Origin of the sequence: Streptomyces sp. NPDC050263, from assembly GCF_040655955.1 — a bacterium.
Classification (GTDB): Bacteria; Actinomycetota; Actinomycetes; order Streptomycetales; family Streptomycetaceae; genus Streptomyces.
The window spans coordinates 38324-60787 of record NZ_JBFAKW010000055.1 but is presented as its reverse complement, the minus strand read 5'-3'; the positions used below and the strand labels follow the sequence as shown (position 1 = coordinate 60787).

General features: G+C 69.6%; 19 protein-coding genes and 4 pseudogenes. 7 read left to right on the top strand and 16 right to left on the bottom strand.

Features of this window, described 5'->3' with window-relative positions:
* From AB0J04_RS24295 to AB0J04_RS24255, 9 genes and pseudogenes are all read right to left on the bottom strand, one after another.
* Nucleotides 1-388 (bottom strand): annotated as a pseudogene (locus tag AB0J04_RS24295) (hypothetical protein); the annotation flags it as partial.
* Nucleotides 358-588, bottom strand: coding sequence for a hypothetical protein (locus AB0J04_RS24290; protein ID WP_363170643.1), 231 nt, complete (start codon nt 586-588; stop codon nt 358-360). The gene AB0J04_RS24290 and the pseudogene AB0J04_RS24295, both read right to left, overlap by 31 nt.
* Nucleotides 589-625: 37 nt before the next feature.
* Nucleotides 626-838 (bottom strand): hypothetical protein, encoded by a 213-nt coding sequence (locus AB0J04_RS24285; protein ID WP_363170642.1) that lies wholly within the window; start codon nt 836-838, stop codon nt 626-628.
* A gap of 278 nt (nt 839-1116) precedes the next feature.
* Nucleotides 1117-2148 (bottom strand): DnaB-like helicase C-terminal domain-containing protein, encoded by a 1032-nt coding sequence (locus tag AB0J04_RS24280; protein ID WP_363170641.1) that lies wholly within the window; start codon nt 2146-2148, stop codon nt 1117-1119.
* A gap of 567 nt (nt 2149-2715) precedes the next feature.
* Complete coding sequence (locus AB0J04_RS24275; RefSeq protein ID WP_363170640.1) at nt 2716-3024, bottom strand: transposase; 309 nt, start codon at nt 3022-3024, stop codon at nt 2716-2718.
* Between the two features lie 102 nt (nt 3025-3126).
* Nucleotides 3127-3948, bottom strand: a complete 822-nt coding sequence (locus AB0J04_RS24270) for a hypothetical protein (RefSeq protein WP_363170639.1) — start codon at nt 3946-3948, stop codon at nt 3127-3129.
* A gap of 600 nt (nt 3949-4548) precedes the next feature.
* Nucleotides 4549-5315, bottom strand: a pseudogene (locus AB0J04_RS24265) (RNA-guided endonuclease TnpB family protein); the annotation flags it as partial.
* Between the two features lie 83 nt (nt 5316-5398).
* Nucleotides 5399-5914: pseudogene (locus AB0J04_RS24260) on the bottom strand (FGGY-family carbohydrate kinase); the annotation flags it as partial.
* Between the two features lie 83 nt (nt 5915-5997).
* On the bottom strand, nt 5998-6993 hold the full coding sequence (locus tag AB0J04_RS24255) for a Dyp-type peroxidase (protein ID WP_363170638.1): 996 nt from the start codon (nt 6991-6993) through the stop codon (nt 5998-6000).
* Between the two features lie 675 nt (nt 6994-7668).
* On the opposite strand from AB0J04_RS24255, the gene AB0J04_RS24250 reads away from it, so the two are divergent.
* The 3 genes and pseudogenes from AB0J04_RS24250 (at nt 7669) to AB0J04_RS24240 (ending at nt 10614) form a co-directional block, all read left to right on the top strand.
* Nucleotides 7669-8190 (top strand): glycosyltransferase, encoded by a 522-nt coding sequence (locus AB0J04_RS24250; RefSeq protein ID WP_363170637.1) that lies wholly within the window; start codon nt 7669-7671, stop codon nt 8188-8190.
* A 67-nt stretch (nt 8191-8257) separates the two neighbouring features.
* A pseudogene (locus tag AB0J04_RS24245) lies at nt 8258-9247 on the top strand (acyl-CoA dehydrogenase family protein); the annotation flags it as partial.
* 911 nt (nt 9248-10158) lie between these two features.
* Complete coding sequence (locus tag AB0J04_RS24240; RefSeq protein ID WP_363170646.1) at nt 10159-10614, top strand: transposase; 456 nt, start codon at nt 10159-10161, stop codon at nt 10612-10614.
* A 666-nt stretch (nt 10615-11280) separates the two neighbouring features.
* On the opposite strand, the gene AB0J04_RS24235 is transcribed toward AB0J04_RS24240, so the two are convergent.
* From AB0J04_RS24235 to AB0J04_RS24205, 7 genes are read right to left on the bottom strand one after another with little or no spacing between them, the layout of a single operon-like run.
* Complete coding sequence (locus AB0J04_RS24235) at nt 11281-11856, bottom strand: helix-turn-helix domain-containing protein (RefSeq protein WP_363170636.1); 576 nt, start codon at nt 11854-11856, stop codon at nt 11281-11283.
* A gap of 32 nt (nt 11857-11888) precedes the next feature.
* Nucleotides 11889-13058: an aminotransferase class I/II-fold pyridoxal phosphate-dependent enzyme gene (locus AB0J04_RS24230; RefSeq protein WP_363170635.1), complete on the bottom strand. Its 1170-nt coding sequence runs from the start codon at nt 13056-13058 to the stop codon at nt 11889-11891.
* A gap of 26 nt (nt 13059-13084) precedes the next feature.
* Complete coding sequence (locus AB0J04_RS24225; protein ID WP_363170634.1) at nt 13085-13882, bottom strand: SDR family oxidoreductase; 798 nt, start codon at nt 13880-13882, stop codon at nt 13085-13087.
* Nucleotides 13883-13934: 52 nt separating this feature from the next.
* Entirely contained in the window at nt 13935-14939 is a 1005-nt protein-coding gene (locus tag AB0J04_RS24220) for a biotin-dependent carboxyltransferase family protein (protein ID WP_363170633.1), read from the bottom strand.
* Nucleotides 14936-15673 (bottom strand): carboxyltransferase domain-containing protein, encoded by a 738-nt coding sequence (locus AB0J04_RS24215; RefSeq protein WP_363170632.1) that lies wholly within the window; start codon nt 15671-15673, stop codon nt 14936-14938. Before AB0J04_RS24215 ends, AB0J04_RS24220 begins: the two co-directional genes overlap by 4 nt.
* Nucleotides 15674-15695: 22 nt before the next feature.
* Nucleotides 15696-16502, bottom strand: coding sequence for a 5-oxoprolinase subunit PxpA (locus AB0J04_RS24210; protein ID WP_363170631.1), 807 nt, complete (start codon nt 16500-16502; stop codon nt 15696-15698).
* A gap of 28 nt (nt 16503-16530) precedes the next feature.
* Nucleotides 16531-17907 carry an MFS transporter gene (locus AB0J04_RS24205; RefSeq protein ID WP_363170630.1) on the bottom strand — a complete coding sequence of 459 codons (1377 nt, stop codon included), beginning with the start codon at nt 17905-17907 and terminating at the stop codon, nt 16531-16533.
* A gap of 1015 nt (nt 17908-18922) precedes the next feature.
* On the opposite strand from AB0J04_RS24205, the gene AB0J04_RS24200 reads away from it, so the two are divergent.
* Genes AB0J04_RS24200 through AB0J04_RS24185 form a run of 4 tightly spaced genes read left to right on the top strand, consistent with a single transcriptional unit; the run spans nt 18923 to nt 22464 of the window.
* A complete protein-coding gene (locus AB0J04_RS24200; protein WP_363170629.1) occupies nt 18923-19561 on the top strand; it encodes an RraA family protein in 639 nt (212 codons plus the stop codon).
* Nucleotides 19558-20625, top strand: coding sequence for a D-2-hydroxyacid dehydrogenase (locus tag AB0J04_RS24195; protein ID WP_363170628.1), 1068 nt, complete (start codon nt 19558-19560; stop codon nt 20623-20625). The genes AB0J04_RS24200 and AB0J04_RS24195 overlap by 4 nt, the downstream gene beginning before the upstream one ends.
* A gap of 20 nt (nt 20626-20645) precedes the next feature.
* Nucleotides 20646-21416 (top strand): SDR family oxidoreductase, encoded by a 771-nt coding sequence (locus AB0J04_RS24190; protein WP_363170627.1) that lies wholly within the window; start codon nt 20646-20648, stop codon nt 21414-21416.
* 13 nt (nt 21417-21429) lie between these two features.
* Nucleotides 21430-22464, top strand: coding sequence for a zinc-binding dehydrogenase (locus AB0J04_RS24185; RefSeq protein ID WP_363170626.1), 1035 nt, complete (start codon nt 21430-21432; stop codon nt 22462-22464).

The window sequence follows — 22464 nt, the reverse complement described above, 5'->3', positions numbered from 1 at the left end:
AGTACGTCCAGTACGAGGACTTCCGGCCGGCACACCGAGAGCACGCACCGGACGCCGCTCCTTGACGGGCAAACGTTGCCTGCCGCGGCACTAGTTCGGAGGGAAATGCCCGGTACTCGTCGAACAGTTCGCCCGTCTTGAGGCAGTAGTAAAGCGGCCCGATCATGCGGTCGAACAGATTGCGCTGTGCAGCCGCGTGCCAGTCTCCGCGGTCTCGCACAGGGATGTCGATGAGATAGACGCCGGCTCCGGCCTTGTCGTACGCGTCGAGCGGGCCGGTGTGCAGGAGCTTGTTCGGGGCGAGGGGCACGGCCGAACAGGCGGAGGGGGAGCTGCCGTTGCGGTCGATCAAGCAGATCACGCCGTCGCCGAAGACGGCAGAGGGCACGTCGAGCCGGTCGCGCCGGACACGCTTGCCGTTCGCGTTGATGTGGGGAACGCAGGTGAGGTGACGTCGGGGTCGACCCAGCCGGGCTCGCCGTCCATGTCCTCACTGATCAGCGGCCACGGGCCGCTCTCCCGCTCCGCAGTACGGATGACCTTGATCGGGTGCGTATTCGAGCGGTCGACCGCGCCCTTGAGGAGCACGAGCGCAGGGAAGGGCACTGCCTCGGGCTCGTCCTCCTCATCCCCCGGCTTCCAGAACCTCCTCGTCGTCTTCCTCGTTCTCCGCTGCATCGTCCTGTGCCTGTCCGCTGTCGTCCGGGGCCTGGACGGGAGCACCGGCAGCGGTGGCCCGACCGGCGCTTCCGGTGGTGTCGGCCGCGGTGGCGGACGCGGGCGTGCCGTAGGGGCGCAGCGCGGCGGAGAGGCGGTGCCCCTCATGTGTGTGCGGCATCTCCGTTACCGCTGCGGCGGCCTGGAGCAGCGACGGCAGGATCTCCTTCAGGCTTCCTGGTCACCGCCCGCGACCGCGGTCCGCCATGCCGCCGGTTCGTGGGTGAGCGCGGCGGGGATCCCCTGGTGTCCGCCGGACGTGTAGGGAAGCGCGGCGGGGTCGGTCGAGGAAGCGGGCGTGGAGCAGGTCGGGATGCAGGTACACCGAGCCGATCGCGCCGAAGTCGCGTTCCGTGACCGTCACTTGGACCTTGCCCGGGTCCGCGGTCGCTGTGAGGGTCACCAGGACGTCGGCGTCCAGGAGGCCCAGGAGCGCGGGATCGTCGGTGTCCACGACGGCGAGCACCGGTACGTGCATGGTGCGCGCGAGGCTGGCCAGGACCTGGGAGGCATCCGGAAGACGGTCCCCGGACAGCGGCAGGCGGGCGTGTTGTGCGCGGCCTGGAGACGGTCCACGACCACCAGGACCAGGCCCTCCATGTGCGGCGCGGTTTCCGCGATGTCCTCGGCCCTCAGGTTGGCGCCGTCATCGATGAGCAGCACGTCGCCTGCCTGGACCAACTGCCGGGCGACCTGCTGCTCGTGCTCGGTGAGGCGGCCCTGCTTCAGGCGCGCGTAATCGCCTCCGGTCTCGGCGGAGATGATCCGGCGGAAGATGTCGTCCCTGTTCGGTCCCGACGCCGCGTACAGGACCGTGCGGCGGTCGACGAGCGCGGTCTGCCGTGCGGCGGCAAGACCCAGCAGGCTTCCGCCGACGTTCAGGGCGGCCGCCACGAGCGTCAGACGGCCCGGCTGCAGACCGCCCACCGCCGCGTCCAGACCGGGCAGCCCGAACGTGGGGCCGCCGACCGGGCCGTCGGTGAGTACGGAACCGATGGCGTCGCGCAGCGTGGCGAGCCTGCGCGGCGCGCTGCCGCGGTCCTGGTTGCCTTGGCTGTTCACCGCACCTCCTGCGGTCGCCGCACCGAGGTGCGCGGCCGTGTCGGTCGAGAGGGCACGTGAAGCGGGGTCGGCGGGGAGCAGTACCGCGACCGGCGTAGTGTTCCGCAGGAGCACCTGCGGTTGGCCCTGGGCCGCCAGCGTGACGAGGTCACCGAAGTCCTTCTGCGCCGCGCTCAGAACGTGGGCCGGGAAGGCATCGGTTTTCCGGGCTGCCGGGAACCGGTCCAGCGGCGCCAGTAGAGCGCGCACCTTGTGCTTGGTGATCACCGTGGTGCGCCCCTCCTCTTCGGCGAGCTTCACCAGCGCGTACAGCTTGTTCCGCGCCGCGGTCGCGTTGATCGCGCTCTCATCCTCTGGCGACTGACTCACTCACCCTCCCACGGCACTCAACTAGCCACCATCATAACTGAACCCACCTAGTCAACTTAAGAAGTCACAATGTCTTTTGTAATTCACACTCACTATTGGGGACTTTGCGGTATGCGAGTTGACGGGCCGAGGCCCCCCCCACATCGCCTACACCGACAGCACGGAGGCCGGGACCACCGGTCCCGGCCTCCGCTCCACACCGTCCTGTCGGTCAGCCACAGCTCGTTCACCGCGCCGGCAGTGAAGTTCCGCTGAACGAGATCGTCGTGCACCGGTGGCCGGGGCTTCTTGCTGCCTTCGACCGCTTCTTCCCGAACGCTGACCACCAGGCGTTGTCCCGGCAGATACGCCACGCGGTCCGTTCACTCATTCGCTCGCCGGCCGTCTCGGCTTCCCCGGCGAGGAACCGGCAGCCGAACTCGGGATCGTCGCGATGGGCGTCGAACAGCGCGTTCGCCCGGTGTGCCTCGGTCACCGGTCGGCGAAGCCACCGGTAGCAGTGCTGACGAGCAAGTCCCGGTACCCGGCACGCGACCACGACCGGAATCCTGTCTGCGGCGAGCTCTCTCACGAGCGGGTCGAGCCTTTCCCCGGCAGGTTCGCCTGCGACAGATACACCGCAGCCCGACGCAGGATCTCGTTCGCCTGCTCCAGCTGCCTGATCCACTTCTTCAACTCGCGGTTCTCCGCGGACTCGGACCTCGTGAGACCAGGCTCCTCACCGTCCTCCACGGCAGCCTGGCGCAGCCACTTCGACAGCGTCATCTCATGGACGCCGAAGTCCTTCGCGATCTGCGCATGGGTGACGCCCTTCTCCCGGTTGCGCGCCACACGCTCGACGTCGTCACGGAACTCTTGGGCATACGGGACAGGCACAGCAGCATCCTTCCAGGCCACCCCACGGGCAAGCCAGATCAGATGTCACCACACCGTGCAGCAGTCCCAAGCCTCCTCCGCCTCACCACGTAGGACACCGTCTCAGGGCATCGGGCCCGCCAGTTCGCGGACTTCGAGATACACCTCCCGCTCAGCTTCGAGCTGAACGTTGAAGCCGTGGAAACCGCTGGGCGGAGACGTGGCGAACAACGATCCGTCGGCCACCTCCCGAGAAGCCAGCCGGTGGTCCAGGTCATCACTCCGCCCGCCGATGTCGATCCGGTTGGCTGTGGTGAAGTGTTCCCTGAAGAACTTGTCCATCGTGGTCGCGTCATCCGGCAGCGGCTCACCCAGACGGTTCGTTGCCGTACCGGGGACGGCGCGGACCTCGAGAATCTGGTCGAAGCTTGGCCAGCCGCTGATCGCGTGCGCGAGGTACAGCTGGTTGCCGTGTCCGAAGCAGAGGTATTCCAGCGTGCCGTCGCCGGTCGCACGCGCGTCCACATCGAGCTGGGTGAACTGCACGAAGCGTTCGATGCGCACTTCAACGTTCCGGGCGAGCGGCGGCTCACCCTTCGCCCTGCGCTCGAAGTGGCCGCAGAGGATGTTTCCCGTTATGGAGGTTCGCCTCGGGCCGGTTCCGGCCGGATCGAGCTCGGCCATCGGGAAGGGGACGGGGTCGAACGTGTCGTACGGCTCCTCACGGAACACGTGGCGGTGCAATCGAAGCACCTCACGCACGTCCTCGTCCAGACCCACTTCGAGCAGCACCTGGTAGTTGTGCGGTACGCCGAACATCGGCAGATGTGAGAAGTAGATCACCTCGTGACCGAACACCAGCATTCCGTGACCGCCGGTCGTGCCGATCGGGTCGTCGGGGCTGGGGTGATCGTGGTGATGGCCGTTCCCGTGATGGTCGCGCATGGTTACCCCCTGGCAGGGTGGGACGAGCGAGGAGGCGTATGTGACTCCCCGCCTTCTCACCTCTCAGTATCCGACGGCCCAGGCCCGGCCGCTCGCCACGCGGGTCGAACTGAACGCCCTCGCCGGACCCATAAAATAGTCGGACCGCCGGCGGGTTCACGGAACGTGCACAGTCAAAAGAAGTCATCTTCAGAGGAACGGCTGTCGCTCGAATCGGGGGCCAGGGTCAACAGATCTCTCTCCCACGATCGCGCGCAACCTGAGGTGAGGCGCAAGCCTCTGGGCATCCTGACCGTGCGGTGGGATCCCGCGGTGCACGACGGGCGATGGCAGAAACAGCCTGAAGCGATGCCGCAGTGGTCCACGGCCCGAAGTTCGCCTGGGGCGAGATCAGTGGGCAGCCTGGAGGCCCTACCCCGAAGTACCCCCAACCGCCGCGCCGATCTCATGCCCAGCACTGTTGTGGTGGGCCCGACGGTGAATTCGTTGCCCGACTATCGGGATGCGGGTGCCAGGGAGGGAATGGGGGAATGCACAGCGGACGTCGCGTCAGACGCACGCAGCCGTAGCAGAGACTGAGGTGTTGACTTCCTCCCCCGCCTAAAGGCGGGGGATTCCAGCGGTCGCCCGCTGGGTTTCCTGCTTCACCGACGACCGCCCGTCCGGGAGGACTCCCGTTGAGGTCTTACACCGCCTCCACAGGCAGAAGCCGCCAGCCCGGCGGCCAGGATGTTGCGTGCCGCGTTGACGTCGCGGTCGTGCACGGTTCAGCAGTTGTAGCACGTCCACTCGCGGACGTTCAGCGGCATCTTCCCGCGGACCGTGCCGCAGTTCCCGCACAGCTTGCTGGAGGGGAACCAGCGGTCGATCACGACGAGTTCACGCCCGTACCAGACGCACTTGTACTCCAGCATCGACCGGAGTTCCGTCCACGACGCGTCGCTGATCGCTCGCGCGAGCCTGCCGTTCTTCAGCAGGTTGCGGACGGTGAGGTCCTCGATCACGACCGTTTGGTTCTCACGGACGAGCCGAGTCGACAGCTTGTGCAGGAAGTCCCGGCGCCGGTCGGCGATCCGCGCGTGGACCCCAGCGACACGACGCCGGGCTTTCTCCCGGTTCGCCGAGCCCTCCGCCTTCCGCGACAACTCACGCTGCGCGCGAGCCAGGCGGGCGCGGTCACGCCGCTCGTGCTTCGGGTTGGCGACCTTCTCCCCGCTGGACAGGGTCACCAGCGACGTGATCCCGGCGTCGACACCGACCGCCGCGTCCGTGGCGGGCGCGGAGGCGACGGCGTCCTCGACGAGCATCGAGACGAACCAGCGTCCGGCCGCATCGCGGGACACAGTGACCGTCGCGGGCTCCGCGCCGGGTGGGGTTCATGGCGTCTGAGTGCGGCGGCGCCGGCGCGCGGGTCCGTCACGCTGTCGAGCAGTCCTACGGCGGTGGCGGCGAGCAGGGCCGCTCCCCGGGCGGCACTCTCCTGCACGTCGGTCACCACGACCGGCCGCCGCAGGGCGTCGGCGAACATCTGGCTCCACACCGCGCTGTGCGCGGCGCCGCCGGTCAGCCGGGCCGCCGCCCCGCTGATCGGCAGCTTCGAGCAGAGCGCGTCGACGTGCCAGCGGTGATTGAGGACGACGCCTTCCATCAGGGCCCGCAGCAGATGGCCGCGGCCGTGCCAGCCGCGCAGCCCGAGGAACGTCCCGGACGTGGAATGCGGGTGCGGGGAGCCGTAGACGAATGGATGGAACAACACCTCAGACGGACCGTCCAGGTGCGCCTCGACCTCGCGGCCGATCACCTCGTGGATTCCGTCCCGCTGCTCGCTCGGCGCGCCCGTGACCCGCAGGAACCACTCCAGGTTCACCACCGACGCCGGCGAGGTGGACATCGTCATCCACTGTCCCAGGCGGACGAAGTGACGGACCTGCCAGCGCGGATCGACGACGGGCTGCTCGCTGACCACCTGGTTGATGCTGAACGACCCGACGATCAGGCACAGTTCGCCGGGTGTCGTACCGCCGATCCCGAGCGCGGCGGCGTCGACGACTACGACAAGCCGGTCACCCTGGCCCGTACTGAGACCACGCGCTCCGGGGCGGCGGGAAGGTCGTCGAGGAAGTCGGCGGTGGGTACGTGGAACAGGGTGCCGGTGACTGCTGTGGAGAAGTCGAGCAGCCGGTCGTGGCTGCCCGGGGGATCGCCCAAGAACATGTTCTCCAGCATGCGTTCTATGACCGACGGGGTACTGGAGTAGCCGATGAAGTAGGTGCCGAACTCGCCACGTCCGGGCGCGCCGAAGGGCATGTTGTCGCGCAGGATCTGCCGTTCGGTGCCGTCGGGGTCGGTGATGTTGGTGAGCGCGACGTGCGAGTTGGCGGGCTTGAGGTCGTCGGGCAGTTCGATGTCGGAGAGTTTGCAGCGGCCGACTGCTCGTTCCTGCGCCTCGACCGGCAGGGCGTTCCAGCCGGCCAAGTCGTGCAGGTACTTCTGCACTACGACGTAGCTGCCGCCGGTGAAGTCCGGGTCCTGCTCCGGATCGGCGGCACCGATCACCACAGCGGTGTTCACGGCGGGGCCGGTGGGGTTCTCGGTGCCGTCGACGAAGCCGAGGAGATCGCGCTGGTCGAAGTACTTGAAACCGGACACCTCGTCGCGGACGGTGACCGCGCCGCGCAGCCGGTCCATCAGATGCGTGGCCAGCTCGAAGCACAGGTCCGGCTGCCGGGCCTTGATGTGAAAGAGCAGGTCCCCCGGGGTGGCCGGTGCGGTGTGCCGGGCGCCGGCCACTTTCAGGAAGGGATGCAGCTCGGCCGGTCTGGGACCGGTGAACAGCCGGTCCCAGGCGTCGGAGCCGATGCCGGTGACACAGGTCAGCTCCCCTTCGGGGATCCGGAAGCCGACGGACCGCACCAGGCCGGCCAGGTCGGTCAGCAGTTCCCGCACGACCGGCTCCCCGCCGGGGTCGATGGTCACGACCAGAAAGACGGCGGAGCTGGTGAGTGGGCTCAGAACTGCCTGCGGGACGGGTTGCGGATCGAGCACGAACACTCCTCATCCTTCGACGAGACTCTTCGGCGAACACGGAGGCCGAACTCGATCAGCCTCTCATCCCGAGCCACTGCTTGGCGGCCTGACGGTTAGACCGGCGAGGTCGGTCAGCAGTTCCCGGACCACCGGCTCCCCGCCGGGTTCGACGGTCATGACCAGGAAGACGGCGGAATTGGTGAGCGGGCTCAGTACTGCCTGCGGGACGGGGGCCGATCGGGCACGGACTGCTCCTGTTTCCGGATACTTCCGCCCCGTGGACCCGGCCGTGCGACTCCAGGTCGTGCCATTCCCCGACGGCCCGCCCGACGAGACCGTCGGCGCACGCATCCTGCGCTCCATCGCCACCCTCCGCACCGCCTTCGACCCCACCCCGTACGACGCCGTCCACGCCCAGGACTGCATCAGTGCCAACGCGGCCGGCCGCTGCGTTCGCACGGTTCACCACCTCGACCACTTCACCACCCCGGAACTGGCCGCCTGCCACGAACGCACGATCGTCCAGCCGTACGCGCACGTCTGCGTGTCCGGGGCCTCGCGTGCGAACTGGCCGCCGGCTGGGGCATCGACGCGCAGGTCATTCCCAACGGGGTCGCATACGACCGCTTCGCCGCCACCGACCCTGCCGCGCAGGCGAATTGGCGCTCCCGCCAAGGCCCGTACATCCTCACCGTGGGCGGCATCGAACCCGGCAAGGGCTCACTGGACCTGCTGGAGGCCCACGCCCTCCTGCGCGCCGCCCGTTCCGACGTCCGGCTGGTCATCGCGGGCGGCGAGACACTCTTCGACTACCGCGACTACCGGGCGAGCTGGGAATCGCGGGCCGCTGAACCCGCCGTGGAACCAGTCGTGTTGGGGCCGGTCGGAGAGGACGAGCTGCCGTCTCTGGTGGCCGCGGCGGACGTGTTCGCCTTCCCCTCCCTCAAGGAGGGTTTCGGTCTCGCCGCGATGGAGGCGTTGGCGGCGGGGGTCCCGCTGGTCGTACGGGATCTGCCCGTGCTGCGTGAAGTGTTCGGCTCCGCGGCCCGCTTCGCCGCCACGCCCGAGGACCTTGCCACCGAACTCGGCGACGCCCTCGCGACGGAGGACCCGGACCGGCGATCCGCCGGGCGTGCCCTCGCCGCCCTCCACACCTGGGACGCCGCCGCCCGCAGCCACCTCGACTTCTACCGCTCCCTCAACTCTCCATCCTGAACACGGGCGTTGACACTGCGGACGATCCGCGGCACGGTGAGGACCCCGTCGTGCCCGGAGGTCGTCCATGGCTCCGTCCTCAGCACCCCCGTCCGATGCCGGCCTCGTCGAACGCGTACGGGCGCTACAACCCCTCCTTCGCGAGCACGCGTTACGCACCGAGCGGGAGAGAAGGGTGACTGCCGAGGTCGTGTCCGCGCTGACGGACGCCGGGGTGTACCGCATGAACGTCCCGCACCGGTACGGCGGTTACCAGAGCCGGCTGAGCACACAGGTCGACGTGGTGAGCGAGATCGCCGCCGCATGCGGTTCGACCGCCTTCATGGCCCTGATCCAGGCCGGGTGTTCCTACATCGCCGCGCTCTTCCCCGACGAGGCCCAGGACGAGATCTTCACCGGCCCCGACGTCAGGGTCGGCGGCACGCTCATCCCGGACGCGGTCGCGGTGGCGACGGACGGCGGCTATGTCGTCAATGGCACGTCGGCCTTCGCCACCGGCTGCCAGAACGCCGACTGGCACCTGCTGACGGCCCGGGTCGAGTCCGCCGGCGGCCCGCCCGAGGTGCTGTGGACCGCCGTACCGATGTCCGATCTGGAGATCCTCGACGACTGGTACGTCTCGGGGCTGGCGGGCAGCGGGAGCAACAGCGTCGTCGCGCGGGACGTGTTCGTGCCCGCTCACCGCGTCCTGCCCGTCGGGCCTTTGCTGGGCGGCGACTTCCCCTCCAAGGCCAACGCCGACGACTCCTTCTACCGGATGCCGGTTCTGATGCTCTTCTGTGCCTGGACGGCGCCGAACGCGCTGGGCCTGGCCCGGGCGGCCCTCGCGGAGTTCACCGAGCGGATCCACCAGCGGGGCATCACATACACCTTCCACGAGCGGCAGCACGAGGCAGGCGTCACTCATCTGCAGGCTGCCGAGGCCGCGATGAAGATCTCCTGCGCCGAGCTGCTCACCAGCGAGTTCGTCGCCCGGATCGAGGCCGCGGCCGAGAACGTCGAACCGTACACACAGGCGGACCGCGCCAGGATCCGGGCGCAGAGCGGCTATACGACACGGCTGTGCAAGGAGGCCGTCGACCTGATCGCCTCCGCGTCCGGAGCGTCCTCCCTCCACCCAGGTGCCGGGCGACAGCCCGCACCGGCATGCCCTCAGCGCGGTGCAGCCTGCGGATCTCTGCCCAGTCCTCCACGCGGATCACCCTCTCCTCCTGACTCCCTGTCAGAGCCAGAACGGTCAGAAGATCACGGAGTGGGTCACTTTTGATCCGCCGTTCGTGAGCCAGTTTTCAGGCGTCGCCGACACCGGTTAAACCACCCTGCCAGGTCGCCCTGTTGCCGCCGATGATCGTCTCGCGCGTGGCCGTGCGCCGGAGGGAGCGGCGCAGGACGCGTGGCTGGACGACGCGTCTCGCGTGGTCCAACGAGATCACCGTGGCGGCATGGTCCCAGAGCAGGTCACGGAGTTCGGGCGAGCCGAGCGAGTCAGTGATCCAGCGGGGTTGGGCCGCGATCCGTGAGACGGTCTCGGGTAGCCGATCGCCGACACCCCAGTCAGGGCCGGGGAAGTACAACGCGTCTATCTACTGAACTTGGATTAGAAGCCGTATCTCAACCGATCATGGAACGTGCGGTTCGAACAGGCTTCCCACCTGGGTGATCTTCCCGCTGTACGCGCATGAAGACAGGGCCTCTCGGTAGCTCGGGGATGCGAATCTGACCGCGCAGTGCCGGGAGGCCCTGGTGTCCTTGTTGTACGTGTCCGAGCCAGTCCAGTTCAACTCGGCAGCACCATCGTGTGATTGCCTCGCGCACGTGTACGGCAACGCGGCCGATCATCCCGATCGGGTGCGCCGGTATCCGTCGGACATGACGGACGCGGAGTGGGCGGCCGTGCGGCCGCTGTTGCCGGCGCCGGCCTGACTTCGGGGGCGGGGCGGACGGCCCGAGGGCTACTGTCACCGGCAGCTGCCGGACGCGATCCGGTATCTGGTCGCGGGCGGGATCTCGTGGCGGGCGCTGCCCGCGGACTTCCCCGGCTGGGGCCGGGTCTACGCCTTCTTCCGCCGCTGGCGCGAGCAGGGGCTGATCACCGAGTCCCACGACCGTCTGCGCGGGACGGTCCGTGAACACGAGGGCCGCGAGGCCGAGCCCACGGCAGGGATCATCGACGCGCAGTCGGTGCGGGCCGCCGCGACGGTGCCGGCCTCCTCACGCGGCTACGACGGCGGGAAGAAGGTGCCGGGCCGCAAACGGCACATCGTGACCGACACGCTCGGTCTGCTCCTGGTCGTCGCGGTCACCGCCGCGAACATCGGCGACCGCGACGCCGCGGCGGGCCTGCTGAGGCGGCTGCGCCGCCTGCACCGCGACATCACCCTCGTCTGGGCCGACGGCGGATACACCGGCTCCCTCGTCGGCTGATGCCGGGACAAACTCGCTCTGACCTTGGAGATCGTCAAACGCACCGACGACATGACAGGGTTCGTGGTGCTGCCGAGGCGGTGGGGCCCTGACCAGCACAAGTACACACCAAGCCTTTTGGCCCTACCGATACCTACAACGAAGCCAGCTCCTCTCCACACAGAACACACAATCCCAGCTCATACACCCCGCTCTCCCTGTCCGCCCACCGCCCACCACCTCTCAAGAAACCAGCAACACACCAGGTCAGCCACCACCTAGTACACCAACAAGCCCCCCTCCGAGCGTCAACGCGGTGCCCCGGACACGGTCGGCGGGGCGCCGCGCGCCGCCGGGCGCCGATCATGAGGCGTCCGGGGCCGGCCGGGCGCCGGAGTGGAGGTCTCAAAGGACGCGGCCTGTTCTGCGGGAGCGAGGGGCCGGATTCCGGCGGGCCGGGCCGGGGATGTGACGGCGGAGTCGGTGACTGCGGCAGTGGTGTGACCGCGGGTGACGTCGTCGTCCCGCTCGCAGCCGCGCTGGTCTGCGGGAGGAGGGGTGGGCCCGGAGGAAGGCCGGTGCAGTCCGGCGGGGCGCTGTACGGCCGGACTCGCTGCCCAGCCGTACAGCGCGGTTCGGCCCGCATCGGAGGAGGTGCACCGAACCGGTCCTTCGGCATGCGCCCTGTCAGTGCTCCGGGGTGGACCAGCCGATCAGGGCGCCGCGCAGTGCGGCCACGAGGCGGGCGGCGGCTTCGTCCTCGGTGCGGCCGCTCTTGATGAGGTCGAGGATGTCGCGAGGGTCGAACAGGGCGTTCCACAGGTACAGGGCTTCGTCGCCGAGATCTCCGAGGCCCAGTTCCTCGGTGGTCTGCCGCAGCGGCTCGGCGAGCGCTTCGGCCTGCGGGGCGAGGTATCCGGTTCCTTCGCGCAGCCGCTCCAGATAGCCGCGGTGCGAGCGCATCTGCGCCATCGCGCCGCCGTGTTCGAGGACCAGGGACACCCAGTACCGTGACACCGCGTCCAGTTTCGCCATGCCTCGCGTGGCCTGCCGTGCGCTGAAGTCCCTCAGTTCGGAGCCCACTTGGGCGCGGAAGGCGTGCAGGATCTCCTCGACGGAGGAGAAATGGCGGTAGGCCGTCGCGGTGGACACCTCGGCGTGCTTGGCGATCTCGGCAAGGCTGACGGGCGTCGGCGAGTCCTCGAACAGCCGTGCCGCCGCCTTGATGAGGTGCCTGCGATTGCGCTCGGTGTCACTGCGCATGGGGCGACTCCTCGTTGCGTCCGGGACGGCGTTCATCGCAGGGCCGAGAGTCCGTAGGCCAACCGGCGGATGCCCTCGATGATGGACTGCGGGCTGGCAGCGTACGACAGCCGCAGGTGGCTCTCGCCCTCGGCGCCGAATTCGCTTCCGGGCCGGACGGCGACGCCGTGCGCGCGCAGTGCCGCGACGACTTCCACGGAGGGCAGGTCGATGTCGTAGCGCGGGAACTGGTAGAACGCGCCTTCCGGTGCGCTGAGGGTGATGCCGGGGATCTTGGCCAGTTCCCTCCGCATGATCTCGCCACGTTCTTCGTACGCGGCGCGCATCCGGGCGACGTCTTCGTCGCAGCTCTGCACCGCGACGAGCGCGGCGTCCTGGATGAAGGTGTTGACCGATCCGTTGAAGGTGTTGTGGATGCGCGAGGCGGCCTGGATGAGCGAGGGCGGCCCCCAGAGGTAGCCGACGCGCCAGCCGGTCATGGCGTAGCTCTTGGAGAAGGTCTGGCAGTAGACGGTGCGGTCGCGCAGGCCGTCGACGGAGATGGTCGAGGTGAACGGCCGCCCGGTGTAGTCGAGGTCGGAGTACGCCTCGTCGGAGATGACGATCGTGGAGGTGCCGTCGAGCAGGTCGGCGAGCGCGTCGAGTTCCTCGCGGCTGTGCACGATGCCGGTCGGGTTGACGGGGTTGCAGAAGACGAAGAGCTTGGCGTCCGTCAGGGCGTCGGCGAGCCGGTCGAGGTCCCAGTGCAGGTCCGGCGCGAGCGGGACGGGGACGGCAGTGCCTCCGGCCATGGCGACCAGGTCGGCGTAGAGGGAGTAGGTGGGGTCGGGAACGACGACCTTGTCACCGGGGTTGACGATGCCGAGGATCGCGGCGGAGAGACCGGCGGTGCCGCCCTGGGTGATCAGGATGTCGGCGGCGGACACCGGTGCCCCGGCGATGCCGGTGAGCTTGTCGGCGAGCGCGTCGCGCAAGGCCTGTTCGCCGCGCAGCGGTGAGTAATGGGTGCGGCCGGCGCGGAGCGAGGCGTGGGCCGCCTCGGTCACTTGAGGGGGTGTGTCGAAGTCGGGTTCGCCCATGGCGAGCGAGACGAGGTCGCCCTTGGACTGCGGCTGCTGCGTCCGGCGGGAGGCCGCCTCGATCCGGGCTACGGCGTCTGCCGAGGCGAACAGGGACGGGTGCGTGGTGATGGTGGGCGACATGCGCTCTCCTCCTGGTAGTGGCGTGTTCAGGCCTGCGGTGCGGTGCCGGCGGGGGCGCCTGCCCAACGGCTGATTTCGAGGTCGCCCGAGGTGTCGCGCTGCCGGGTGGGGGCGACGACGATCTCCTGGAGGACGACGCGCTGGGGAAGGGCGACGGCCAGCCGGATGGCCTCGGCCACGTCCTCGGGCTGCACCATGCCGGCGCGCTCCTGCGGCATCGGGGGCCGGGCTCGGTTGTCGAGGATGGGGGTGTCCGCTTCGCCGGGCAGAACGGTGATCGCCCGTAGCCCCTGGTTGCGGAAGGTGTTGTGCAGGAAGGTCATGAAGTTGCGGACGCCGGCCTTGGCCGCACCGTAGGCGGCGCCGCCGAGCAGATTGGGGTTGACGGCGGCGAGCGAGGAGACGGTGACGATGGTCCCGGTGCCGCGGTCGAGCATGTCGGGCAGGACGGCCTGGGTGAGCTGGAAGACCGCGGTGAGGTTGACGTCGAGGACCTGACGCCACTCGTCATGCGGGAGCCACTGCGGGTTGAGCACGGACGAGGCGCTGCCCGCGTTGTTGACCAGGACGTCGACCGGGCCGAGTTCGGCCCGCACCCGGTCGAGGACGCGTGTCACGTCATCGGCGCGGGTGATGTCCGCGGCGAGGGCAAGGGCGGTGCCGCCTTCGGCGCGGATCGTGGCGGCTACGGCGTCGAGCGCCTCCTGCCTGCGGCCGATCAGGACGACGGCGGCGCCGTCCCGGGCGAGCAACCGTGCGGTCTCGCGTCCCATCCCGCTTCCGGCTCCTGTGATGAGCGCGGTGGTGCCGTTCGGCGTCGTCACCGTTCCTCCTCCTGAGCTATGTGAGATGATGACTTCATTTGAGAATATGTTCTCAGTTGGCGGGAAGCAAGGGGACCGTGAAGCCGAGTGCGCTGAATGCCCCGGTGACCGCATGTCCGAGCGCGTGGACCTCGGCTTCGCGGCGCGCGAAGCGGCGGAGCGAGGTCTCGCGGTCGGTCCAGCGGAACCGGAGCTGCCGCCCCGGTCCGGCCTGTCCGAGCAGAGGCAGGGACGCCCGTGAGGCGACACCGACGATGGGATAGCCCGCGGTCAGGCTCCGGTAACGGCCGAGGACGATCAACTCGTCCGCGTGCGGGATCTGCAGTGCTCCGACGGGCACGCCGTGGGACACGATCTCGGCGTCGGAGGCCGGGTGGAGCACCGGTCCGTCGAGCCTGAGCCCGACGTGGTCGGAGCGGGGGGTGACGGTGTAGGTCGCCTCCTCGATCACCTCTCTGATGCCGGGGATCGCGTGGACTCCGTGGCCGGCGACGACGTCGATGGTCCAGGGGCCGTCGTCGAAGCACGGGACGGGTACGGGGAGTCGGAACAGCGGCTGTTGGAACAGCTGGCGGCCGAATCCCCCGAACTCCGTCTGCAGCAGGACGCGCGAGCCCCGGGTGACGGCCTGTCCGAATCCCATCCGGGCGTCCGGCGCCGCGCTGCCCAGCAGGGTTTTTGCGCTCAGCGTTCCGTTCACGGCCAGATAGGTGCGGGTGCCCCGGCTCATGTCGCCGCGGACCCGGACCTCGTGGCCCGCCGGCACGACCAGCGGCGACCAGCCGTCGGCGGGGCAGCCGGCGACGGTGACCTGGGCGGGAGCGCCGGTCACCGCGAGCAGGACGTCGGAGTCGGGCACGAGTGCCAGCTCGCCTCCGAGGTTCTCCAGCAGGGTCGCGCCGCGGGGGTTGCCCACCAGGAGGTTCGCGACGGTCGCCGAGTGCTGGTCGGCCGCACCGCCGGTGGGGACTCCGCGCCGTTCCGTGTCGTGGCGACCGAGGTCCTGGAACGTGGTGATGAATCCGGTGCCGGTGATCTCCAGCGCTACGGTTTTCATACGGCCTCCTCCGTCGGCAGCAGAAAACCGGCGTCCACGGCCGCTGCCTCGTTCCGCGTGACGGGGACGAAGCGCACGATGTCGCCGGCGCCGAACGAAACGGGGTCCGGGCGGGAGATGTCCACGATGGTGTGCGGCGTGCGCCCGACCACGCGCCAGCCGGTCGGGCCGGGGAACGGCTGGATGATGGCGTTGGTCCCGGCGATCATGATGGCGCCGGGGGCGACGTCCGTTCGCGGCTCGGCACGTCGGCGCACGGACCTGGGCATTCTGAGCCCGTCCATCATCGGGGCCATCGCCGCTCCGAGGAGAGCGATCGTGAAGGTGGACTCGGCGATCGCTTCGACGACCTCGGCGGGGGCCAGGTCCATCTCTTCGGCGACGGACGCCAGATCGGGGCCGTTCTCGCTGTCGAAGACCACCGGGATGGCGAACGTCCGCGCCGCCCGCGGGCGGGCCGGACCGTCCGACGGCGACGGCGCCCATTGCGCCACCAGGCGGGCCGCGTACTCCACGTGCTGGAGCGCGGTCCGCAGCGGGTCGAACTCGATGAGCAGCGATTCGAGACCGGAGACGACGTCGAGCACGCCGTGCGGGCGGTGGGCCAGGAACCGGTCGCGGAAGGCGACGATCTGGGCCCTGCGGACGGCCTGGTCGGTGTGGGGGATGGTCACCATCACCGCCGAGTCCCCGAAGGGCTCGACGGTGATGGCGCCGTGCTGTGTGGTGGTCATCGCCTGATCGTGCGCTCGGCCCTCAGTGGGCGAGCGCAGCCTCCGCCTTCTCCGCAAGGACGTCCCGCAGGCCCGCGACGCGGATGCCCTCGGCGTCGAGCGCGGCACGCAGCGCGATGCCGTTCGCGAGGACGGACGGGTGGTCGCCGTGCAGGAGCAGGACGTCGGCGTCGTGGCCGAGCGGCACCACGTTGCCGTTGACCGAGCGCACGGTGCCCTCCCGCACGACCTGCGCGGACCGGCGGCCGATCAGCTCGGGGTCGTGGATCAGGCCGCCTTCGTGCGAGCGGGGCACGGGCATGCCGTCGTCTCCGTATCCGCGGTCGGCCAGGAACACGTAGCCGACTTCGAGTCCGCGCTTGCGGGATTCCTCGGCGAGCAGACCGCGCTGACAGATGACGATGTAGTCGGTGTTGTACGCGGCGATCGCGTCGGTGATGGCCCGGGCGTGCTTGGCGTCGGTCTGCGCGATCGAGCCCATCCGGCCGTGCGGGGCGACGTGGCTGATGGTGCCGCCGTGCACCCGTGCGAAGGCGTCGAGCGCACCGAGCTGGTAGAGGACGTCGGTGCGGATCTCGTCCTCGGTGGCCTCGATGAGCCGGCGGCCGAAGCCGACGAGGTCGGGGTAGCCGGGGTGGGCTCCCAGTTCGATGCCGCGCTCGACGCAGTCGGCGACGGTCCGGTCCATGATGCGCGGGTCGCCGGCGTGGAAGCCGCAGGCGATGTTCGACGAGGTGACGAGCCCGAGCAGGGCGCCGTCGTCACCGATCGTGTAGTTGCCGAAGCTCTCGCCGAGGTCGGCGACGACGGCTACGGAGTTGATTCCCATGGTTTCTCCTGGTGTGAGGGTGGGCGGTTCAGCTGGCTACGAGGGGCTGCCCCTTGGTCTCGCGCAGGAAGCCAATGGCGACCAGGGTGATCAGGGCGGTGATGATGGAGGCGAAGGCCGGGATGAGGTTGGAGCCGGTCGACTTGATCAGCTCGGTCATCAGCAGCGGGGCGCTGCCGCCGAAGATGATCGTCGAGATGCTGAACCCGATGCTGTAGGCGGAGTAGCGCACGGTGGTCGGGAACATCTCGGCGAGGACGGTGTGGACGACGGCGGCGTGGCCGGAGAAGGCGATCGCGAGAACGATGGTACCGACGCAGGCCAGCCCGAACTCTCCCGTGGTGATGAGCCGGAACATCGGGTAGGAGACGACGGCCATCGCGACGGCGGAGATGACGAGGACGGGTTTGCGGCCGATCCGGTCCGACAGGCGGGCCATGAGCGGGATACAGATCACGATGGCGACCAGGCTGAACGCCGTGACCGTGAGCGCCCGCAGCATGGAGAAGTTGTGCTCGCCGAGCGAGGTCTTCAGGTAGGTGGGCATGTAGACGAACAGCAGGTAGTAGCCGGGGCCGTTGAGTGCCGGCAGGAAGATCGTGAGCGCGATCGCCTTCAGGTGGCGCGGGGAGGTCAGGGCCTCCCTCAGCGGGTTGCGTGCGACGGTGTTCTGCTCGCGCAGCGCCACGAAGTGCGGAGTCTCCTCCAACTGGCGGCGGATGTAGAAGCCGACGTAGCCGAGCGGCACGGCGAGGAGGAAGGGAACCCGCCAGGCCCAGGAGGCCATCGCGTCGTCGCCGAGCGTCGTGATCAGGACGGCGGAGAAGGTGCTGCCGCACATCAGGGCGACGAACGAGCCGACTGCGATGAAGCTCATCATGTAGTTGCGGCGTGCGTCCGGGGCGTACTCGCCGACGAAGGACATGGCGCCGGCCACCTCGCCGCCGGCGGAGAAGCCCTGCAGCACACGGAGCAGGACGAGAAGGGCGGGCGCGGCGACACCGATGACGCTGTGGGAGGGGATGAGGCCGATCGCCGCGGTCGCCCCGGATATCAGCACCAGGAGGGTGGAGAGAAGGGCTTTGCGCCCGAGCCGGTCTCCGAGGTATCCGCAGATCACGCTGCCGAACGGGCGGGCGATGAAGCTGATCAGGAAACCGACGTTGGTGAGGAAGAGCCCTCCGGCCTCGGCTTCTCCCATGATGTTGATCGCGAGGTAGGTGACGAGCAGGCCGTAGATGCCGTAGTCGTACCACTCGACGAACGATCCGACCGCGCCCGCGACGGTGGCCTTGCGAACGACCTTGCCGTTGGCGGTGACGACGTCGGCCGCTGCCGCGGCGGGCTCCTCCGACGCGGCCTCGTGACGTTCTGATGTGGTGTCGAGCCGATCTGACGTTGTCATTCGCGTTCACTTTCGGTGTCGCGGACGCCGGGAACGGTGTCCTGAGAAACGTGCGCTGAACGTGGTCGCTGCCGGCGGTCGCTCCCGTGCCGAGGTGCACCGCACCCATACGCTGCGGGTTCTGGGGGTGGAAGACGGCTGTGCCTCGGGGAGTTGTGCGGCTTCGGTGTGCCGTGAGGGGCTGGAGAACAACGCCGAAGCCGAGTTGAGACTCGAATCGCGAATGAGAATAGGTTCGCATTCTCGGGCGGTCAAGGATTCGTGTTGCCCCCAAGTCAACCTTCCGATTCCGTCGCGCTTCCGGGCCGGTCGACGCTTGGCCGCGGTGCCGTGCAGCCGCTTTCCCGTGCGGGTCGACGCCCGGTCGGCTCGCGCCGGAAGGGGGTCGGAGCCCGGATCCGCCACGCGGCGCCCCGTCGTGTCGACCGCTTCGCAAGGCCGCCGCCCCGTCCGGCCGACACCTCGCAGGACACCCCCTTGTCTTGCGGCACAGATGCATGCACACTGACTCTCGCGAAACGCGAAAGATTTCTCGTTTTCTAGACAGGGCGGGATGACCCATGGCCCCACCACCAGAGCTCCGGCGTCGCCGATGCCGGGCTGCCGCCTGCGAGACCCGCACCGGCGGCTGACGCGCGGGGCGGAGGCGGAACGACGCCGGATGCGGCCCGTCCGCCGGAACGCCGCAGGAGCGTGCAGTCCGCGACGGCCGACCTCGCCGGGCTGCACACGACCGACCGGGCAGGCCGGTACCCGGACCCTGTCGAACCGTTCCCGCGGAAGTACGGGCGGTCGACACGGCACGGCGCTCGCTCCCACGGCCGTGTCCCGCCGTAACGGTGCGCCGAGCCGACCCCCCTCGGCAGACCCGCGCGGACACCGCGGACGGAAGGGCGCCTCGGCCCCTCCGGCTTCGGCCGGTCGACAGGACCGAGCCGGACACGCCTCCCCGCGGCAGCCGGTGCCGGATGCCCGCCATGCCTTCCTCTCCACACCCACCCTCAGGGAGACCGCTATGACCCAGGACAACGTGCGCGTGAACACCTCTTGGGAACGCGTCGACGACGCAGTGCTCGATCAATTCCGTGCCCACTCCGTCGCCAACCTCGGTGACGCCCTCGACCGGCTGAACATCGTCGACGGAGGCATCTCACCCGTGTGGAGCGGTGCCAGGGCCGTCGGCAGGGCGCTCCCGGTCCTGACCGTCGCGGGCGACAACAAGGCCGTGATCGCCGCGCTCGAGCACATCCGCCCCGGAGACATCCTCGTCATCAACGCGTTCGGCTATGACGGCCGGGCGATCATCGGCGACAACCTCGCCCAGCGATTCGCCGTGTACGGCGCCGTCGGCGCGGTCGTCGACGGATACGTACGCGACGCCGCGATCATCGAACAGCTGCGCGTACCGGTCTTCGCCCGCGGGCTCACTCCTGCCGGGCCCTTCAAGAACGGTCCGGGCACGATCGGCGAACCCGTCGCCGTCGGCGGCGTCGTGGTGAACCCCGGCGACATCGTCGCGGCTGACGGGGACGGCGTCATCGTGATCCCGCCGCACCGCGCCGGCGAAGCACTCAAGGCCGTCGAGGAAATCGTCGCCCGCGAGGCGGCACTCGACGCCGAGGTCGAGACACTGCGGACCAAGGCCGCCCGATGACCGGCCAGGACCGGATACCGGGCCGCCTCCGCGTCGCCGTCGCCGCACCGCTGTCCGAGGAGAACTGCGCGCGCATCCAGGAGCTGGAACCGCGGATCGACCTCGTCGTCGACCACGCCCTCCTCCCGCCGATGCGCTGGCCCGCCGACTTCGCCGGCGACCCGGCCTGGCAGCGCACCCCCCGGCAGCAGCGCGCCTACGAAGCCGCCCTCGACTCGGCCGACGCCCTGTACGGCATTCCCGACGTGGACCCGGCCGCCCTGGCGCGAACCGTCCGGGCCAACCCCCGTCTGCGCTGGGTGCACACCATGGCCGCCGGCGGAGGCGGCCAGGTCAAGGCCGCAGGGCTGCGCACCGACGAACTCGACCGAGTCCTCTTCACCACCTCGGCCGGAGTGCACGGACGTCCGCTCGCCGAGTTCGCCGTCTTCGGCGTGCTCGCGGCGGCCAAGGATCTGCCCCGCCTGATCCGCCAGCAGCGCGACCACGAGTGGAGCGGCCGCTGGACGATGGGACAGGTGAGCCGGCAGACCGTGCTGGTCCTCGGCCTCGGCGGAATCGGCCGAGCCGTCGCCGCGGCACTCCACGCGCTGGGCGCGACGGTCATCGGCACGAGCAGGGGGAACGTCGACGTCCCCGGTGTCACCACCGTGGTGCACCCCGACCGCATCACCGAGGTGGCCCCCACCGTGGACGCGGTCGTGAACACGCTCCCCGGTACCGAGGCGACCGAGCATCTCCTCGGCAAGCGGTTCTTCGACGCCGTCCGGCCCGGCACGGCCCTCGTCAACGTCGGCCGCGGCACCGTCGTCGACGAGGCCACCCTGGTCGACGCACTCGACTCCGGCCGCATCGGCTTCGCCGCGCTGGACGTCTTCGAGACCGAACCGCTCCAGGTCCACAGCCCGCTCTGGGATCACGACCGCGTGCTGGTGAGCCCGCACACCGCCGCGCTCGACGCGGCGGAGGACCGTCTCATCGCCGAACTCTTCGCCGCCAACGCCACCCATCTCCTCGACGGACAGAGCCTGATCAACCGCGTGAACACCGTCGAGTTCTACTGACCAGGAAGACAGTTACGCACATGACGTCCCCCTTCGACCTCACCGGCAAAGTCGCCCTGGTCACCGGATCGAGCCGGGGCATCGGACTCGGCATCGCCACCGGACTCGCGGACGCCGGGGCCACCGTCGTTCTCAACGGCATCGACCCGGGCCGGCTCGACACAACACGCACGGCGCTCGCCCGCCGGTTCGGCGACGACCGTGTCGCGGCACGCGCGTTCGACATCGTCGCGGAGGACGCCGTGGCCAAGGCCGTGGCGTCGATCGAGTCCGAGGTCGGCGCCATCGACGTCCTGGTGAACAACGCCGGCGTCCAGCACCGCGAACCCCTCGTCGAGGTGAGCCTCGACGACTGGCGACGGGTCGTCGACACCGACCTCACCGGCGCCTTCGTCGTGGGCCGCCATGTCGCCCGCCGGATGCTGCCGCGCCGCACCGGCAAGATCATCAACATCTGCTCGGTCCAGACCGACCTCGCCCGCCCGACCATCGGCCCCTACACGGCGGCCAAGGGCGGCCTGCGCAACCTCACCCGGGCCATGACGGCGGAATGGGCAGGCGAAGGACTGCAGATCAACGCAATCGCGCCCGGATACATCCACACCGAGATGACGCAGAACCTCGTGGACGACGACGAGTTCAACGCCTGGATTCTCGGCCGCACCCCCGCCCGGCGCTGGGGGACGGTGACCGACGTGGTCGGCCCCACCGTATGGCTCGCGTCCAGCGCGTCCGACTACGTCAACGGCCAGATCATCTTCGTCGACGGCGGTATGACGGTCGTCGTCTGAGAAGGGAACGTCCATGACCCCCAGCACCACCACCGCGGTCGTCGCCCACGGCGCCGACGACGTCCGGATCGAGCGTGTCGCCGTACGCCCCCCCGAGCCCGGCGAGGCGGTCGTCGCCGTCGCCTACGGCGGCATCTGCGGCTCCGACCTGCACTACTGGCGCCACGGTGCCGTAGGGCAATCCGTCCTGCGGGCACCGATGGTCCTCGGACACGAGGTGGTCGGAACCGTCGTACGGGCGGCGGCCGACGGAACCGGACCGGCCGAAGGCGCCCGGGTCGCGGTCCACCCCGCGACGCGCGAGGACACCGACGTCCGCTTCCCCCACGACCGGCCCAACCTCTCCCCGGGTGTGCGCTACCTCGGCTCGGCCGCGCGGTTCCCCCACACCGAGGGTGCCTTCGCCCGCGAGGTCGTGCTTCCCTCGGCGATGCTGCGCGAACTGCCCGCCGGACTCGACCTGCGCGTCGCGGCCCTGGCCGAGCCGGCCGCCGTCGCGTGGCACGCCGTGTCACAGGCGGGCGACCTCCGAGGCAAGCGTGTCCTGGTCGTCGGCAGCGGGCCCATCGGCGCTCTCGCCGTCGCGGTGGCGGCGCGGGCCGGAGCCTCGGAGATCGTGGCTGTCGACCTGCACGCGAAGCCTCTCGACATCGCCGGCGCGGTCGGAGCGACGCGGACGCTCCATGCCGGTGACGCCGAAGGCATCGCCGCCGTGGACGCCGATGTGGTGATCGAGTCCTCCGGCAACCACCGTGGTCTCGCCTCCGCCATCGCCGGTGCCACCCGGGGCGCAACGGTGGTCATGGTCGGCCTCCTGCCCAATGGCGACCAGCCCGTGCCGATCGCGCACGCCATCACCAGAGAGCTGCGCCTGGTCGGCTCGTTCCGGTTCAACGACGAGATCGACCAGGTCATCGCAGCCATGGCCGACGGGTCCCTGGCAGTCGGCCCGGTGATCACCCACACCTTCGGGCTCGACGACGCGCTCGATGCCTTCGCCGTCGCCGCCGACGCCTCGGTCTCGGGCAAAGTGCTCCTCACGTTCTGA

What these genes read in the sequence shown, in the direction of transcription:
- AB0J04_RS24285 (WP_363170642.1), bottom strand. Translation starts at nt 838, where the DNA reads ATGCCGCACACACATGAGGGGCACCGCCTCTCCGCCGCGCTGCGCCCC.
- AB0J04_RS24195 (WP_363170628.1), top strand. Translation starts at nt 19,558, where the DNA reads ATGACCGGCCAGGACCGGATACCGGGCCGCCTCCGCGTCGCCGTCGCC.
- AB0J04_RS24220 (WP_363170633.1), bottom strand. Translation starts at nt 14,939, where the DNA reads ATGAAAACCGTAGCGCTGGAGATCACCGGCACCGGATTCATCACCACG.
- AB0J04_RS24210 (WP_363170631.1), bottom strand. Translation starts at nt 16,502, where the DNA reads ATGGGAATCAACTCCGTAGCCGTCGTCGCCGACCTCGGCGAGAGCTTC.
- AB0J04_RS24200 (WP_363170629.1), top strand. Translation starts at nt 18,923, where the DNA reads ATGACCCAGGACAACGTGCGCGTGAACACCTCTTGGGAACGCGTCGAC.
- AB0J04_RS24215 (WP_363170632.1), bottom strand. Translation starts at nt 15,673, where the DNA reads ATGACCACCACACAGCACGGCGCCATCACCGTCGAGCCCTTCGGGGAC.
- AB0J04_RS24270 (WP_363170639.1), bottom strand. Translation starts at nt 3,948, where the DNA reads ATGCGCGACCATCACGGGAACGGCCATCACCACGATCACCCCAGCCCC.
- AB0J04_RS24185 (WP_363170626.1), top strand. Translation starts at nt 21,430, where the DNA reads ATGACCCCCAGCACCACCACCGCGGTCGTCGCCCACGGCGCCGACGAC.
- AB0J04_RS24230 (WP_363170635.1), bottom strand. Translation starts at nt 13,058, where the DNA reads ATGTCGCCCACCATCACCACGCACCCGTCCCTGTTCGCCTCGGCAGAC.
- AB0J04_RS24235 (WP_363170636.1), bottom strand. Translation starts at nt 11,856, where the DNA reads ATGCGCAGTGACACCGAGCGCAATCGCAGGCACCTCATCAAGGCGGCG.
- AB0J04_RS24190 (WP_363170627.1), top strand. Translation starts at nt 20,646, where the DNA reads ATGACGTCCCCCTTCGACCTCACCGGCAAAGTCGCCCTGGTCACCGGA.
- AB0J04_RS24205 (WP_363170630.1), bottom strand. Translation starts at nt 17,907, where the DNA reads ATGACAACGTCAGATCGGCTCGACACCACATCAGAACGTCACGAGGCC.